Source organism: Stappia stellulata (assembly GCF_020176715.1).
GTDB lineage: Bacteria > Pseudomonadota > Alphaproteobacteria > Rhizobiales > Stappiaceae > Stappia.
The window spans coordinates 24,920-39,164 of sequence record NZ_JAIVMF010000023.1 but is presented as its reverse complement, the minus strand read 5'-3'; the positions used below and the strand labels follow the sequence as shown (position 1 = coordinate 39,164).

Below are 14,245 nucleotides of genomic sequence, written 5' to 3'. Positions count from 1 at the left end.
AGCCCCAGCCTGAGGTGGCTGGACCAACCTAACCCTGAACCAAAACCGCTCAAAACCTCAGAACCAAAACTGCAAAAAAACAAACCCGCCGAAATCGACGGGTTTGTCAGCAGTCTGAGGCCTCCGGGATCGTCCCGGAGGCCTTTTTGATGTCTGAGCCGGCAATCGGCTCCACGTTTCGGGCCGCGCGCCCTCTTGCGGATCACTTGAAGGTGGCGAGCGCCTGGATGATCACCGGGCCGATGATCACGGCCAGAAGCACGGGCAGGAAGAACACGATCATCGGAACCGTCAACTTCGGCGGCAGGGCGGCGGCCTTCTTCTCGGCCGCCTGCATACGCTGCGCCCGGTTCTCGTCGGCCATCACCCGCAGCGCCTGCGACACCGGCGTGCCGTAGCGCTCCGCCTGGATAAGCGCGAGCGAGACGTTCTTGACGCCTTCCAGGCCCGTGCGCTTCGCCAGGTTCTCATAGGCAAGCCGACGCTCGCCGAGATAGGACAATTCGGCGTTGGTCAGCGTCAGTTCCTCGGCGAGCGCGATCGACTGCACGCCGATTTCCTCCGAGACCTTGCGAAAGGCGACCTCGATGGACATGCCCGATTCCACGCAAATCAGCATCAGGTCGAGCGCGTCGGGCCAGGCCCGGTTGATCGACAGCTGGCGATTCTGAATGCGGTTCTTCAAGTAGAGATCAGGCGCGTAATAGCCGATGAAGGCCACCACGCTGGCGATCAGGACCTTGACCATCGGCGGCTGTTCGAGCTGCAGCACCACGAAGGTGTAGAACAGCGCCACGACAAACAGCACCACCGGCATGACCAGCCGCGCAAACAGGAACATGTAGAGCGGCTTGGTGCCGCGAAATCCGGCCCGCATAAGCCGCAGCTTGGTCTGTTCGTCCGACATCAAATGCTTGAGGTTGAGCCGGTCGACGATGCGCTGCACCTGCTGCTTGGGCTGATTGCGCAGGGAGACCCTTGCATTGGCTTTCTCGTCGGCCATGCGTGCGCGTTCGCGCGCCCGCATCTGGTCGCGCTCGAGCGCCACCGACTTCATGCGGCTCTTCAGCTTGTCGCCCTCAAGCAGCGGCATCACCAGCACGAAGACCGTGCCGGCAACCGCGACCATCGTCAGCGCGGCGATGATCATCTGCTGGCTCATCAGATCAGAAAAATCCAGTCCCATCATGGCCGGGCCTTCGCGTCAGAAGTCAAAGTTGATCATCTTCTTCATGATGGCCATTCCCGTCAGCATCCAGAATCCGGAAAAGGCGAGGATCATGTTGCCTGCAGGTTCGGTGACCAGAAGCATGATGTAGGACGGGCTCGTCAGCGACAGCACGCCGACAACCAGGAACGGCAACGACCCGATGATCGCGGCGGAGGATTTCGCCTCCTGGCTCATCGCCTGGATCTTGCCCTTCATCGCCTTGCGCTCGCGAAGCACCTTGGACAGATTGCCGAGCGCCTCCGACATCGAGCCGCCGGCCTGCGACTGGATGGCAACGACGATCGCGAGAAAATTCGCTTCCGCCACCGGCATGCGCTGCGGCAGCTTGGTGATCGCCTCGCTCAGCGTGACGCCCATCGTTTGCGCCTCGATCAGGCGGCGGAACTCCGTCCGGATCGGGTCGCGCGCCTCGGCCGCCACGATCTGGAAGCATTCCGCCAGCGGCAGACCCGCCTTGGTACCGCGCACGATGACATCCACCGCATTCGGCAGTTCATTGAGAAACGCGTCGATGCGCTTCTTCTTCTTGCGCCCCAGATAGAAGCGGGGAATGCCGAAGAAGCCGACAAAGGCGAAGCCGGCGTTGACGAGGATCGACGAGGTGATCGAGAAGCCGATCAAGGTGACGACAAGGCCGCTGACCACGGAGAAGATGTAGAACGTGCGCCGCGTCCAGGTCAGCCCCGCCTGCTCGATCCGCTCCTCGAGCGTGAGACGCGCCTGTTTGTCCTTGCGCTTCTTTTCCCGGGTTTCGAAATCGCGAAGCTGGTCCTGAACGGACTTGCGGCGCCGGTCGTTGTCCTTCAGGAGACGGGCGGCGTCGATGGTCGTGGCGCGGCTGGAGACGGACTTGAGGCGCTTGTCGCGCTGCTTTTCTCCCGTCAGCATCGGCTGCAGCAGCGCATAGAGGATGCCGCCGATGGAAAAGGTGGCAAGCAGGGCGGTTGCCAGCATCGTCAGTTCGGGCGAGAGAAAGTCCTTCAGCTCAGACATTGCCGTCCTCGCGCACTTCGGCCGCGTCAAGCGCCGCGGCGAGACGGTGTTCCTCACCGAAGTAGCGGGCCTTTTCCCAGAACTTCGGACGGCCGATGCCGGTGGAGCGGTGCCGCCCGATCAGCTTGCCGTTCGCGTCCTCGCCGAGGATGTCGTAGAGGAACACGTCCTGGGTGATGATGACGTCGCCCTCCATGCCCATGACCTCGGAGACATGGGTGATGCGGCGCGAGCCGTCGCGCAGGCGCTGCGCCTGGACGATCACGTCGATGGAAGACACGATCATCTCGCGCAGGGTCTTGGAGGGAAGCGAGAAGCCGCCCATGGTGATCATCGATTCCAGACGCGAGAGGGCCTCGCGCGGGCTGTTGGCGTGGAGCGTGCCCATCGAGCCGTCGTGGCCGGTGTTCATCGCCTGCAGCAGATCGAAGGCCTCGGGTCCGCGCACCTCGCCGACGATGATGCGTTCGGGCCGCATGCGCAGGCAGTTCTTGACCAGGTCGCGCATGGTCACCTCGCCCTCGCCCTCAAGGTTGGGCGGGCGGGTTTCCAGACGCACCACATGCGGCTGCTGCAGCTGCAGCTCCGCCGCATCCTCGCAGGTGATGATGCGTTCGGTGGAATCGATATAGGCGGTCAGGCAGTTGAGCAGCGTCGTCTTGCCCGAGCCGGTACCGCCGGAGATCAGCACGTTGCAGCGGCTGCGGCCGATGATCTCCAGAACGGTAGCGCCTTCCGGCGACACGGAATTGAACTGGACGAGCTGCTTGAGCGTCAGCTTGTCCTTCTTGAACTTGCGGATGGTGAGCGTCGGGCCGTCGATCGCCAGCGGCGGCGCGATGACGTTGACACGCGACCCGTCGGCGAGACGCGCGTCGCAGATCGGGCTGGATTCGTCGACGCGGCGGCCGACCTGGCTCACGATCCGCTGGCAGATGTTCATCAGCTGCTTGTTGTCGCGGAAGCGGACGCCGGTCTGCTGCATCTTGCCCTGGGTCTCGATGTAGACCGTGTCGGCGCCATTGACCATGATGTCGGCGATGTCGTCGCGCGCCAGCAGGGGCTCCAGCGGGCCGTAGCCGAGCACGTCGTTGCAGATGTCCTCCAGCAGGTCTTCCTGCTCGGAGATCGACATGACGACGTTCTTCAGCGCGATGATGTCGTTGACGACGTCGCGGATCTCCTCGCGCGCATCCTCCGGCGACAGCCGGGTCAGCATCGACAGGTCGATGGCCTCGACCAGCGCGTTGAAGATCGACGCCTTGGTCGCGTAATAGTCGTTGGACCGCCTCTGCACGGGCTTTTCCGGCGCAGGCTCGGGGGCCTTGGGCTGGGGAGCGGGCTGGGCGGCAACGGCTGGCGCAGCGCTGGCGGCGACCGCCGTCTCGCGCTCCTGTTGCGCGTCCGCGCGCGGTTCGACCGCCGATCCCGCGGGGGGAGCAGCGGGAGCCTTGGGGCGGGGAGCCGCCGTTCCAGGAGTTGCGCCACGTCGACCGAACATTTTCACCTGCTCTCAACTGCGTTCATCAATCGTCCGCGGAGGGACGTTCCCCCGCCGCGGGCCGACAGCCACAAGCCGCCGTTCCGCGCCTCAGGCCTTTTTCAACAAGCGGCTCATCAGCGCGCCAAGCGCCAGGCCCTTCTGCTTCTGGATCTCGCCCCGACCGGTGACGACCTGCGAGATCTGGTCGAACAGGGCGGCGCTTGGATGCTTCTCGTCCTGCTCGCCGATCATCTGCCCGTTGTTCGCCGCCGTGCCGAACAGGAGCGGCTCGAACGGCAGCACCGCAACCGGATCGATGCCGAGCGCGTCGGTGAACTCGCTCACCTTGATCTCGGGCCGCTTGGGCACGTTGACGCGGTTCAGCACAAGGCGCGGCGCGGCGTCGTTGGGACGCAGCTGGCGCAGGGTGTCGACCATGTTCTTGGCATTGCGCAGGTTCGCCAGATCCGGCTCGGCGACGATCACCACCTCGTCGACCTTCGCCAGCAAATGGCGGATCCACGACGACCAGCCGTGGGGAATGTCGAGAATGACCGCCGGCGCTCCTGCCTGCATCACCTCGAGCAGTCCGTCGAAGCTGGTCTCGCCATGATCATAGGCGCGTTCCAGCGAGGCGGGTGCGGCAAGGAGATTCAGGCGATCCGCGCATTTCGACAGGAGGCGGTCGAGCATGGTCTCGTCCAGCCGCTCCGGCGAGGACACGGCCTCGAACACGCCCTGCAGCGGGTCCTGGTTGAAATCCAGCCCGGCGGTGCCGAAGGCCAGGTCGAGATCGGCCAGCACCACATCGCTTTCATAGACGCGGGCAATCGACCAGGAGACATTATGCGCAACCGTGGAGGCCCCGACGCCGCCCTTGGCGCCGATAAAGCCGATGGTGCGGCCGAGCGGTTCGGACTCCGGGCTGACGTAAAGATCGCCGATGGCGCCGATCACCTGGAACAGGTCGATCGGCGCGACAAGATAGTCGCTGACGCCGCGGTGAATGAGATCGCGGTAGAGCGACACGTCGTTGACGTGGCCGATCACCACGACCTTGGTGCCCGCGTCGCAGACCTCGGCGAGACGCTCCAGCCCCTCGATCAAGCCGTTCGGGTCCATCAGGCTTTCGATCATGATCAGGTTCGGTGTCGGCGCGGAGGAATAGAAATCCGCCGCGGCCGCGATCCCGCCCCTGTGCACCTTCACATGCGCCTTGGCCATGCGCCGGTCCTGCGCGGCCCGCTCGATGGTCCCGGCAACCTCGTCGCTTTCGCAAAACGCCTGGATGGCGATGCGCGGAACCGCTTTCAGGTCGAGCGTGTCGGCCGGCGGCGGCGGGGCCGCGATCTCGGTTTCGCGGTCCGCCTCGTCGATTGCCCGGCGGGTGTCCTCACCCATGTCCTCGAATGCCAGCGTGTTCATTCGTCCTGCTCCTCCCGGGATCAGTTTCCGGCTGCGTCGGAAATCTGAGCGCCGTCACCCTGCTTGTATTCCGATGCCGTCTGCTCGCCCTTGCGGAACTTTTCATAGACGACGCCACGGCGCATCTGATCGCCCGGCTCGACCGCGCGCGGGTAGAGAAGGTCGGAGGGATTGTCGACCATCGCCGCCAGGTTCGCCTGCGAGGCGCAACCGAAATTGTAGTACTGCGTGTTGTTGAGCTGCGGATTGTGCTTCGTCGCCGAGCCGCCGCCGGTGATATTGTCGGGCCATTGCCCGCAGGGACCCGCACTTGCCTGCACGCCGGTGTAGGCGAGGCGCACGGGTGCTGCGATGCCGCCATCGCCGACGCTGTAGCTGCGCGTTGCGATGCGCTTCGACGGCACCCCGCCGCGGGCCAGCGCCTGGCGGATCTGGGGCAGAACCGCATGGACCGCGGCCTCGTTGCGCGAGCCGGACGGCGCGATGATCTCCACCGACCCGCCGCCGCGCGACCGGGCGTCGCGGGCGAAACTCGACACCACCGCCGCCAGTTGCGGCGACAGGTGCCGCATACCGCTGCCGATCGGCAGGTCCAGCGTCTTGGTGCCTTCGCCAACCACGATGGGATGGCGCAGGCGGTAGTCGTTGGCGGCAAGCGCCGAGGTGGTCGGCGCCTGGCTCTGGCAGCCGGCGGCGAGAAGCGCTGCGAGAACCGCAACGGCGGGCATGACCGGCCGGCTCGGGCGCGCTGCCGCTGCGCGGCGCTGTGCGGTCTTTGCAATCATCGGTGCGATCCCCATCATTCGTAGATAAAGCCGACCTGGCCGTGATAGCCGCCTTCGGCCGGGCTACCGGACACGCGATAGACGCGGTTCAGGCGGTTCAGGAAAATCGTGTCGCCGTCGGTGGCCGGGGCGAAGTTCTTCGTCGGCTCGACAAGCTCGGACCGTGCCACCGGGCGCACCGTGTAGGGCGTGACGAAAACGGCGAGCTCGGTCTCCTGGCGCAGGAAGTCGCGGCTCTTGAACAGCGCGCCCAGGATGGGCACCTGCATCAGGCCGGGCACGCCGTTGAGATCCTGCTTGTAGGATTCCTTCAAAAGGCCGGCCATCACCAGCGTGCCGCCGGAGGGAAGCTCGACGGTGGATTCCGCACGCCGCACCTTGAGGGCCGGGATCGACAGGGTGCCGATATTGACCGCGCCTTCCTGGGTGATCTCGCTGACCTCGGTCTTGACGCGCAGGGAGATACGGCCGCCGCTCAGCACCACCGGCGTGAAATCGAGGCCGACACCGAACTTCTTGAACTCGACCGAAATCTTGTTGTTGTCCTGGGAGATCGGGATCGGGAATTCGCCGCCCGCCAGAAAGCTGGCGTTCTCGCCCGAGATCGCCGTCAGCGTCGGCTCGGCCAGCGTGCGGATCACGCCGTCGCGCTGCAATGCCTCGATGTTGGCCTTGAGCTGGGTGCCGCCGGCGATGAAGCCGGAGGTCGAATTCGGATTTGTCGGGTCGAACAGGCCGGCCGCCGACCGGCCGACGACGTTGGAGTTCACCGTGTAGCCGGGTGCGTTGTTGAAGCCGACGTTGTAGTTGCCGATGCCGATGTTGCCGCCGAGATTGACGCCGAGCTGCTTGATGATCGAGCGCTCGACCTCCGCGACGGTGACCTTGAGATGCACCTGATCCTTGCCGGTGACGGAGATCATGTTGAGAACCGGGAGCGCCTCGCCCTCCTTGCGGGTGAAGCGCTCGGCGAGGTCGGCCGCCCGCTGGGCGTCCGCCGTGCTCGGCGCGGTTCCGCTCAGCACCATGTTGCCGTTGACGGATTCGGCACGGATCTGGGCACCGGGGATGGAGCGCCGGATCATCGCATTGAGGTCGGTGGTGTCGTTTTCCACCGCGAGATCGAAGCTGGCGATCTGGTTGCCGGCACGCCCGAACAGGAAGAGGCTCGCCTGGCCCGCCTTGTTGCCGAAGACGAACACCCGGCGCGCGCTGCGCACGACCGCGTCGGCCACTTCCGGGTTGGACACGATGACGTCGCTGACTTCCTCGCCGAGGTTGATCACCACAGACCGGCCGAGGCCGACCTGGAGCATGCGCCCGGAGACGCGCTCGCCGGCGGAGATCGTCACGGATTTCGGATACCCGTCCGCATGTGAGCGCGTGGGCAGTCCCAGGCCGCCGAGGACCAGCGCCACGGCCAGGCCGATGCCGAGGAAACGTTGAGCAACCATTCTAGTTCTCCTTGACGTCATTGCCATACCCGCGCCGTTCTAGCGCTGGGTCTGCATCTGGCCGGTAACGCCGAATTTCACAAAGTTCACACCGCCGCCGATCACGTTCTGCTCCGCGTCATCTGCCGAATCCTGAACGCTGCGCAGGACCAGCGAGATCGTTCCGAGCTGCGTCGCCTGGGCAACGACCTCCGCCTGGTTCGGCAGGAGCTCGAGCGTCGCGGTCTGGCCCGGCGGCAATGCCTTCTCCTCCTGCTCTCCGGCCGTGATCGTGTCGATCGCGAGCACGCGCACGTTCTGGAGGATGGTTTCGCTGGTGAAATTGTTGCCGCCGCGCTGGCCGGACTGGCGGGTGAGAATGACGTCGACCTTGTCGCCGGGAAGGATAAAGCCGCCGGCGGAGGTCAGGGCCTCCACCGAGACGGCAATCGCCCGCTTGCCCTTGGGCAGGATCGAGGACATGAAGCCGCGGTCGCTCGAAATCAGGCGCTCCTCGCGCAGCGGCTCGCCGGAATAGACCGGCGCCTTGGCGATGCGCCCTGCGATTTCGCCCACGGCATCGGGGCGTTCGGACCTGAGGATCGCGTTCAGGGGGGTGAGGTCGCGCGGCCAGTCGGTCCAGCTCAGGTCGTCTTCCCTGACCTGCTGACCGAGCGCGATATCGCGGCCCGCCACGAGCACCTCGTCCTTCTCCGTCGTTTCCGCAACGATCACGGGTTCGGACGGCGGTTCGCTGCCGGAGGTCATCACCATGCGCGCAACCAGAAGGCCTGCACCCAGCGAAACACCCAAAATGGCCAGACGAGCGATTTTCATGACTGTTACCCGCAATCGGTCGGTTTCGTGTCGTCGGCACAAACGCCAACGACCATCCTGCCGATACTGTGCGGGGCAAATGGTCAAGACATGGTTAATCAGGTGTGATCAATGTAGATGAATGATTTTTAAAGATTTTGCATTTCGGGAATCGCTCTTTGGAGCGTTTATTTTTCGTTAATATTCAGGCAAGCAACCGGGGTTACCGTCCGCCTGAGGTCACATCGAACGAAACCCCAAAATGAGCGCCACCGGCCCCTTACGTCAGCGCCTGGAACCAGATGCTCTGCGGATAGGTCTGAAGCGCGGCCACAGATAGCGCGATGCCGTATGGAACACCGGTGTGCTCATCATGGAGACGCAGAAGCCAATCGGCCCGCCCGGCGGGAATCGGCAGAACAGGCACCTGGCGGAACATCAGGAGCCCGAGCGTCAGGACGGCGCCATAGATCCCGGCGAACGCCAGGAAGACAAAGAAGGCCGGCGTAAAACCGAACCACAGCGCCACGGCGGTCATCACCTTGGCATCGCCCCCGCCCATCCAGCCGAAGGCGAAAAAGGCGAATCCGGCGCATAGCGTCATCGCTGCCGCCAGCACATGCAGGCCGATGTCGGCTGGTCCGAGCCCGATGAAGGGCGCAAGCACGGCGAAACCGGCGACCAGGAGGAGCGACACACGGTTCGGAATCGTCATCGTGAACAGGTCGGAGGCGCCGGCAAAGGCCAGCAGGCATGGGAAAACCACCAAGAGGGCCGCTTCGAGCATGTTCCGTTCCTCGTCCACTGTCGATCCGCCCCGAAGTCTGGCAGCGCGGCCCTTAAGACCGGGTTCACGCGCTCGTCGAGGAGGCGGACAAAAAGAAGCGGGCGGCACCGGCCGCCCGCTTGGTCTTGCGTCATGGACCTGCCGGTTCGCGGACTGCGGCAACCAGCAGGTTCATTCGCGATGCGGGACGGCCCGTCTTACTTGACGTTGCCCTGAGCGGCCGTCAGCTTCGTCGAGACGGTGGTGAAGATCGACGAGATCGATCCACCAGCCGTGGTAACCGCGGTGACGATCGCGATGGAGATCAGGCCGGCGATCAGACCGTATTCGATCGCGGTGGCACCGGATTCGTCATTGGCGAAACGTGCGAAAAGATTTTTCATTTGTTGGCTCCTAACTTCCACTTGTTTTGACAGCACCATCTTGTCGACCGTTTTTCTCATTTGCTTGGCCGCTCTAAGATGTTGCCACTATAGGAACCACAAGTTGCCACTTGGTTAAATTCGGAAAGCGGAGAAAAAACAAATCCTCTTCGCCTTTCCATGGTTAATGCAATGCGAATACATTCGATTCAATTTTAACCAAGGCTTTCAACACGCATTGCCCCGGGACACCAGCAACGAAAGCGGACGAGGGTGCCGTCGCGAAGATCTTGGTAAACCCCTCGCCTCGTCGGAATTAACAATAGCAGCGGATCGCAACGAGGCGCCGGCGCATGTTAGCGGTTCCTTCACCAATCTCCTTCACGTTCGGGTAGGAATTCTTCGAAGGAGCCGATGGAAATGTCGCCTTTCCGCCTGATTTCGCTCAAGCCGCTCGCCGGCGCCCTGGCGTTCGCGGCCGCACTCGCGCTGCTGCCCGTCGACGGACAGGCGCAGGACAGCGCCGTTCAGGTCATGACAGACCGCGCCAAGGTGTTTCGCATCGACGCGCCCGCCGACACGGTGATCGTCGGCAATCCCGCCATTGCCGATGTTACCATGTATGACCGCCAGACCGTTGTCGTGACCGGCAAGCTCTATGGCACCACCAACCTGGTGATCCTGGACGCCAAGGGCGAGCCGATCATCGACGAGGTGATCACCGTGAGCGCGCCCGAGGCCGATATCGTCACCGTCCACCGCAACACGGCACGCACCTCCTATTCCTGCGCGCCCGCCTGCGAGCCGGTGATGCGCGTCGGCGACACGGAAGCCAGCTACGAGCTCACCAACAAGCAGGCGACCGCGCGCACCCAAATGTCAGAGCAGGCCGCAGGCGTCACGCAGTAGATGACATCCAACGGCGAAATCGATGGAACGAGGCCCCCGATGAGCGACGTTTCAGGACGTTCGGTGCGCGCAGGCAAGCGCAGGCGGCTGCTCGCCGTGCTGCTGCGCGACCGCAAGGGCACGACGGCGATCGAGTTCGGATTCGTCGCAATTCCGTTTTTCCTGCTGCTGTTCGGCCTGATCGAGATCGGCCTGTCGCTGTTCGCGGATCAGATCCTCAACAACGCCGTTCTCGACGCCGCGCGGCTGATACGGACCGGGCAGGCCCATGCGCAGGGCTTCGACAGTGGCGCCTTCAAGGCGAAGGTCCTGGAGAACATGTCCGGCTTTCCGGTGAGCAAGGAGCGGCTGACCATCGACGTGGAGCGCATCAACTCCTTTTCCAGCTATACGCCCAAGACGCTGATCGAGGATGGGGCCCTCACCGACAAGACCGCCTACAACCACGGCGAGGCCGGTGACATCGTCATCGTGCGCGCGCTCTACCGCTGGCCGATGGTATCGTCGCTGATGAAGACCAATTACGCGGATCTCGATTCAGGCGACCGGCTCTTGGTCGCCACCGCCGTCTTCCGCAACGAACCCTTCCCCTGGACAACGCAGAAGCCGGGAGGATGACCGTGACGCGTTGGACCCTTCCCTTCCGGCTCCGCCTTCCGCGCCCTCTGCGGCGCGTCACCCGTTTCGGTGCCGACCGGCGCGGCGTTGCCGCGGTCGAATTTGCCCTGGTGCTGCCGTTCATGCTGCTGCTGTTCCTGGGGATGGTGGAACTGAACTCGGCTTTGACGCTCGATCGCAAGGTCAGCCAGACGGCGAGCGCGCTCGCCGATCTCGTGGCGCAGACCGACAAGCTGACGACCGCCCAGATCAACGATCTCATGGAAATTTCCGAGGCGATGCTCGCGCCCTATCCCTCCAGCGACGCCAAACTGGTGGTCGCCAGTGTCTGGATGAAGGACGTCGACACGCCGCAAGTGGTGTGGAGCCGGGCCCTGAACACCAGCGCCTGGAGCAACAACTCCCCTCCGCCGATCACGATCCCGGAAGGCCTGACGAAACAGAAAGACACCTATCTGATCGTCTCGCAGGCGACCTATACGCATCGGCCGACCTTCGCCGCTGTGCTGAAGGATGTGTTCAATTCCGACACGATCGAACTGAGCGACATCTATTTCATGCGCCCGCGCGTCAGCACCAACGTCGAGTGCTGCAACTGACGTTTCCCCATGCCTGACCTGGGTGCCCCTGTCTCCTAAGGGCCTTACCGGATAGCGCGGATGCGACCGTCCGGGTTCACTGCCGCTTCACAGACGTGCCATACACCGCTGAGGCGCATTTGGGGTTTGCGGGGAACGCCCCCGCGCGCAAACGTGCGGCATCGCGAACAAGGACGGACCATCATGGCGCAGAACCGCACCTATGACGAACTGGCAATCGGCGAGACCGCGTCGCTCACCCGCATCCTGAGGGCCAACGACCTCTTCGTCTTCGCCCATGCCTCCGGCAACATCAATCCGGTACATATTCCAGATATCGACTGGACAGGCGACGGCAAGAAGGACGATCCGGTCGCGCCCTCCATGTGGGTCGGTTCGCTGATCTCCTCCGTCCTCGGCAATGTGCTGCCCGGCCCCGGCACCGTCTACCGCAAGCAGACCTTCAACTTTCGCGCGCCCGTCCATCTCGGCGACAAGCTGACCGCCAGCGCCACGGTATCCGCCAAGGAGGCCGACGGCGTCGTGCGCCTGGACACGCAGGTGACCCGCTCCGACGGCACAGTGATCGCCGACGGCGAGGCCGTCGTGGTCGCGCCGTCAACGCGGATCGCCTTCGACGCCTCGATCCTCCCCGGCATCCTGGTGGAGCGCCACCAGCATTTCGACCGGTTGACCGAACTGGTCCGCCCGCTGCCGCCGCTCCCCGTCGCGGTCGTCGCCCCCGACGACGCCAATTCGCTCGGCGGCGCGCTTCTCGCCGCGCGCGAAGGGCTGATCTCCCCCATTCTGGTCGGCAATGCGGCCGCCATCGTGGCGGCGGCGGACAGCCTTGGCGAAGACCTCGGCGAGATCGAGATCATCGACGTCGATTCCGACGAGCAGGCGGCGGCCAAGGGCGTCGCCCTGGTGCACGAGGGCCGCGCCCGCGCACTGATGAAGGGGCATCTGCACACCGACGTGCTGCTGCGCCACATCGTCAAGCGCAACGGCGGGCTTCGGACGGGCAAGCGGCTGAGCCATTGTTTCGTGATGGATATTCCCGGCCGGCCCTCGCCGGTGATCATCTCCGATGCGGCGATCAACATCGCGCCGGATCTCGCCGCCAAGGTCGACATCGTGCAAAACGCCATCGACATGGGCCGCGCGCTCGGCATCATGACGCCCAAGGTCGGCATTCTCTCGGCCATCGAGACGGTGAATCCGGCTATGCCCTCGACGCTGGACGCCGCGGTCCTGTCCAAGATGGCGGAGCGCGGCCAGATCACCGGCGGCATCGTCGACGGACCGCTGGCCATGGACAACGCCATCGACGTGCGGGCGGCGAAGACCAAGGGCATCACCTCGCTTGTGGCGGGGCGCGCGGACGTGCTGATCGCGCCCAATCTCGAAGCCGGCAACATGCTGGCCAAGGAACTGACCTTCATCGCCCATGCGGAGGCCGCCGGCCTGGTGATCGGGGCCTCGGTGCCGGTGATCCTCACAAGCCGCGCCGACGATGCCCGCTCCCGCCTCGCCTCCTGCACGCTGGCGCTGCTCTACGATCACTGGCGCCGCAACGGCGAAGCGCTTGCCCCCTTCGAAGTGACGGAGCTCGAAGGTGATGCAAATGGGACGGAGCACGACACATGACGAGCGCTGAGCAGGCAATCCTGGTCATCAACGCCGGATCCTCGTCGATCAAGTTCCAGCTCTTCGACGGCGAGCACTCGCTGCTGCGCGGACAGGTCGACGGTCTGGGGACGAAACCGCATCTGTCCGTTCACGACGATGCCGGCACGACGCTCGCCGACAGCGCCCTGCCCGCCGATGACGCCGCCTGCCACGAGACGGCGCTTGGCGCCATCGTGGCCTTTCTTTCGACCGCTACGCCCGATATTGCCGTGCGTGCCGTCGGGCACCGAGTGGTTCACGGCGGACCGGACCACGCCGACCCGGTGCTCATCGACGAGACGCTGCAGCAGGCCCTTGCGCGGCTGGAACCGCTCGCGCCCTTGCACCAGCCGCACAATCTGGCCGGCATCCGCGCGGCGCAAAAGGCCTTTCCCGGCACGCCGCAGATCGCCTGTTTCGACACGGCCTTTCATCGCGGCCATCCGCGCGTCATCGACACCTTCGCCCTTCCGTCCGCCTTCTACGACGAGGGCGTGCGCCGCTACGGCTTTCACGGGCTGTCCTACGAGTTCGTCGCCGGCCGACTGTGCGAGATCGCGCCGGACGTCGGACGCGGCCGCGTCATCATCGCGCATCTGGGAAACGGCGCGTCGATGTGTGCGCTCAGGGACGGCAAGAGCGTCTCCACCAGCATGGGATTTTCCGCGCTCGACGGTCTGCCGATGGGAACCCGCAGCGGCCAGATCGACCCGGGCGTGCTGTTGTATCTGATGCAGGAACGCGGCATGGACGGCGACGAGATCGCCGACCTGCTCTACCACCGCTCCGGGCTCCTGGGCCTCTCCGGCGTCTCCTCCGACATGCGCACGCTGGAAGCTTCCCCCGACCCGGCCGCGCGGCTGGCGATCGAGCATTTCGCCCTGCGCATCCGTCGCGAGACCGGCGCGCTTGCGGCCATTCTCGGCGGGCTTGACGCGCTGGTCTTCACCGGCGGGATCGGCGAGCATTCCGCGCGCGTGCGCAGCCTCGCCTGCGCCGACATGGGCTGGCTCGGCATCGCCCTCGACGCGGACGCCAATGCAGCACAAGAAACGCGGCTGTCGCCGGCGGAGGCGAAGGTTGCCGTCTACCGGATCGAGACCGACGAGGAACGGATGATCGCCCGCCAGGCACGGCGTCTCGTCGACGCCTGA

General features: G+C 64.7%; 14 protein-coding genes. 5 read left to right on the top strand and 9 right to left on the bottom strand.

Features of this window, described 5'->3' with window-relative positions; genetic code table 11:
• Positions 1-202: 202 nt before the first annotated feature.
• From LC092_RS19230 to LC092_RS19190, 9 genes are all read right to left on the bottom strand, one after another.
• Positions 203-1,189 carry a type II secretion system F family protein gene (locus tag LC092_RS19230; RefSeq protein ID WP_412103617.1) on the bottom strand — a complete coding sequence of 329 codons (987 nt, stop codon included), beginning with the start codon at positions 1,187-1,189 and terminating at the stop codon, positions 203-205.
• A gap of 15 nt (positions 1,190-1,204) precedes the next feature.
• Entirely contained in the window at positions 1,205-2,224 is a 1,020-nt protein-coding gene (locus tag LC092_RS19225; protein ID WP_224809144.1) for a type II secretion system F family protein, read from the bottom strand.
• The gene (locus LC092_RS19220) at positions 2,217-3,725 is read right to left on the bottom strand and encodes a CpaF family protein (RefSeq protein WP_224809142.1); all 1,509 of its coding nucleotides are present in this window, start codon (positions 3,723-3,725) and stop codon (positions 2,217-2,219) included. Before LC092_RS19220 ends, LC092_RS19225 begins: the two co-directional genes overlap by 8 nt.
• Positions 3,726-3,815: 90 nt before the next feature.
• Positions 3,816-5,132: an AAA family ATPase gene (locus LC092_RS19215; protein ID WP_224809140.1), complete on the bottom strand. Its 1,317-nt coding sequence runs from the start codon at positions 5,130-5,132 to the stop codon at positions 3,816-3,818.
• Between the two features lie 20 nt (positions 5,133-5,152).
• A complete protein-coding gene (locus tag LC092_RS19210; protein ID WP_224809138.1) occupies positions 5,153-5,917 on the bottom strand; it encodes a CpaD family pilus assembly protein in 765 nt (254 codons plus the stop codon).
• A 14-nt stretch (positions 5,918-5,931) separates the two neighbouring features.
• Positions 5,932-7,371, bottom strand: coding sequence for a type II and III secretion system protein family protein (locus tag LC092_RS19205; protein ID WP_224809136.1), 1,440 nt, complete (start codon positions 7,369-7,371; stop codon positions 5,932-5,934).
• 39 nt (positions 7,372-7,410) lie between these two features.
• Entirely contained in the window at positions 7,411-8,187 is a 777-nt protein-coding gene (gene cpaB / locus LC092_RS19200; protein ID WP_224809134.1) for a Flp pilus assembly protein CpaB, read from the bottom strand.
• 259 nt (positions 8,188-8,446) lie between these two features.
• Complete coding sequence (locus LC092_RS19195; protein WP_224809132.1) at positions 8,447-8,953, bottom strand: prepilin peptidase; 507 nt, start codon at positions 8,951-8,953, stop codon at positions 8,447-8,449.
• A 197-nt stretch (positions 8,954-9,150) separates the two neighbouring features.
• Entirely contained in the window at positions 9,151-9,336 is a 186-nt protein-coding gene (locus LC092_RS19190) for a Flp family type IVb pilin (RefSeq protein ID WP_224809130.1), read from the bottom strand.
• Positions 9,337-9,735: 399 nt separating this feature from the next.
• Between LC092_RS19190 and LC092_RS19185 the strand changes: the two genes are divergently transcribed.
• From LC092_RS19185 to LC092_RS19165, 5 genes are all read left to right on the top strand, one after another.
• Positions 9,736-10,224 (top strand): pilus assembly protein N-terminal domain-containing protein, encoded by a 489-nt coding sequence (locus tag LC092_RS19185; RefSeq protein WP_224809128.1) that lies wholly within the window; start codon positions 9,736-9,738, stop codon positions 10,222-10,224.
• A gap of 39 nt (positions 10,225-10,263) precedes the next feature.
• Entirely contained in the window at positions 10,264-10,842 is a 579-nt protein-coding gene (locus tag LC092_RS19180; protein ID WP_224809127.1) for a TadE/TadG family type IV pilus assembly protein, read from the top strand.
• A 2-nt stretch (positions 10,843-10,844) separates the two neighbouring features.
• The gene (locus LC092_RS19175; protein WP_224809126.1) at positions 10,845-11,441 is read left to right on the top strand and encodes a TadE/TadG family type IV pilus assembly protein; all 597 of its coding nucleotides are present in this window, start codon (positions 10,845-10,847) and stop codon (positions 11,439-11,441) included.
• Positions 11,442-11,624: 183 nt separating this feature from the next.
• Positions 11,625-13,070 (top strand): bifunctional enoyl-CoA hydratase/phosphate acetyltransferase, encoded by a 1,446-nt coding sequence (locus tag LC092_RS19170; protein ID WP_224809125.1) that lies wholly within the window; start codon positions 11,625-11,627, stop codon positions 13,068-13,070.
• Positions 13,067-14,245, top strand: coding sequence for an acetate/propionate family kinase (locus LC092_RS19165; RefSeq protein WP_224809124.1), 1,179 nt, complete (start codon positions 13,067-13,069; stop codon positions 14,243-14,245). Before LC092_RS19170 ends, LC092_RS19165 begins: the two co-directional genes overlap by 4 nt.

Bases quoted from the DNA above. Each gene is read 5' to 3' on its own strand.
- LC092_RS19230 (WP_412103617.1), bottom strand. From the start codon at position 1,189: ATGATGGGACTGGATTTTTCTGATCTGATGAGCCAGCAGATGATCATC.
- LC092_RS19225 (WP_224809144.1), bottom strand. From the start codon at position 2,224: ATGTCTGAGCTGAAGGACTTTCTCTCGCCCGAACTGACGATGCTGGCA.
- LC092_RS19220 (WP_224809142.1), bottom strand. From the start codon at position 3,725: ATGTTCGGTCGACGTGGCGCAACTCCTGGAACGGCGGCTCCCCGCCCC.
- LC092_RS19215 (WP_224809140.1), bottom strand. From the start codon at position 5,132: ATGAACACGCTGGCATTCGAGGACATGGGTGAGGACACCCGCCGGGCA.
- LC092_RS19210 (WP_224809138.1), bottom strand. From the start codon at position 5,917: ATGATTGCAAAGACCGCACAGCGCCGCGCAGCGGCAGCGCGCCCGAGC.
- LC092_RS19205 (WP_224809136.1), bottom strand. From the start codon at position 7,371: ATGGTTGCTCAACGTTTCCTCGGCATCGGCCTGGCCGTGGCGCTGGTC.
- cpaB (WP_224809134.1), bottom strand. From the start codon at position 8,187: ATGAAAATCGCTCGTCTGGCCATTTTGGGTGTTTCGCTGGGTGCAGGC.
- LC092_RS19195 (WP_224809132.1), bottom strand. From the start codon at position 8,953: ATGCTCGAAGCGGCCCTCTTGGTGGTTTTCCCATGCCTGCTGGCCTTT.
- LC092_RS19190 (WP_224809130.1), bottom strand. From the start codon at position 9,336: ATGAAAAATCTTTTCGCACGTTTCGCCAATGACGAATCCGGTGCCACC.
- LC092_RS19185 (WP_224809128.1), top strand. From the start codon at position 9,736: ATGTCGCCTTTCCGCCTGATTTCGCTCAAGCCGCTCGCCGGCGCCCTG.
- LC092_RS19180 (WP_224809127.1), top strand. From the start codon at position 10,264: ATGAGCGACGTTTCAGGACGTTCGGTGCGCGCAGGCAAGCGCAGGCGG.
- LC092_RS19170 (WP_224809125.1), top strand. From the start codon at position 11,625: ATGGCGCAGAACCGCACCTATGACGAACTGGCAATCGGCGAGACCGCG.
- LC092_RS19165 (WP_224809124.1), top strand. From the start codon at position 13,067: ATGACGAGCGCTGAGCAGGCAATCCTGGTCATCAACGCCGGATCCTCG.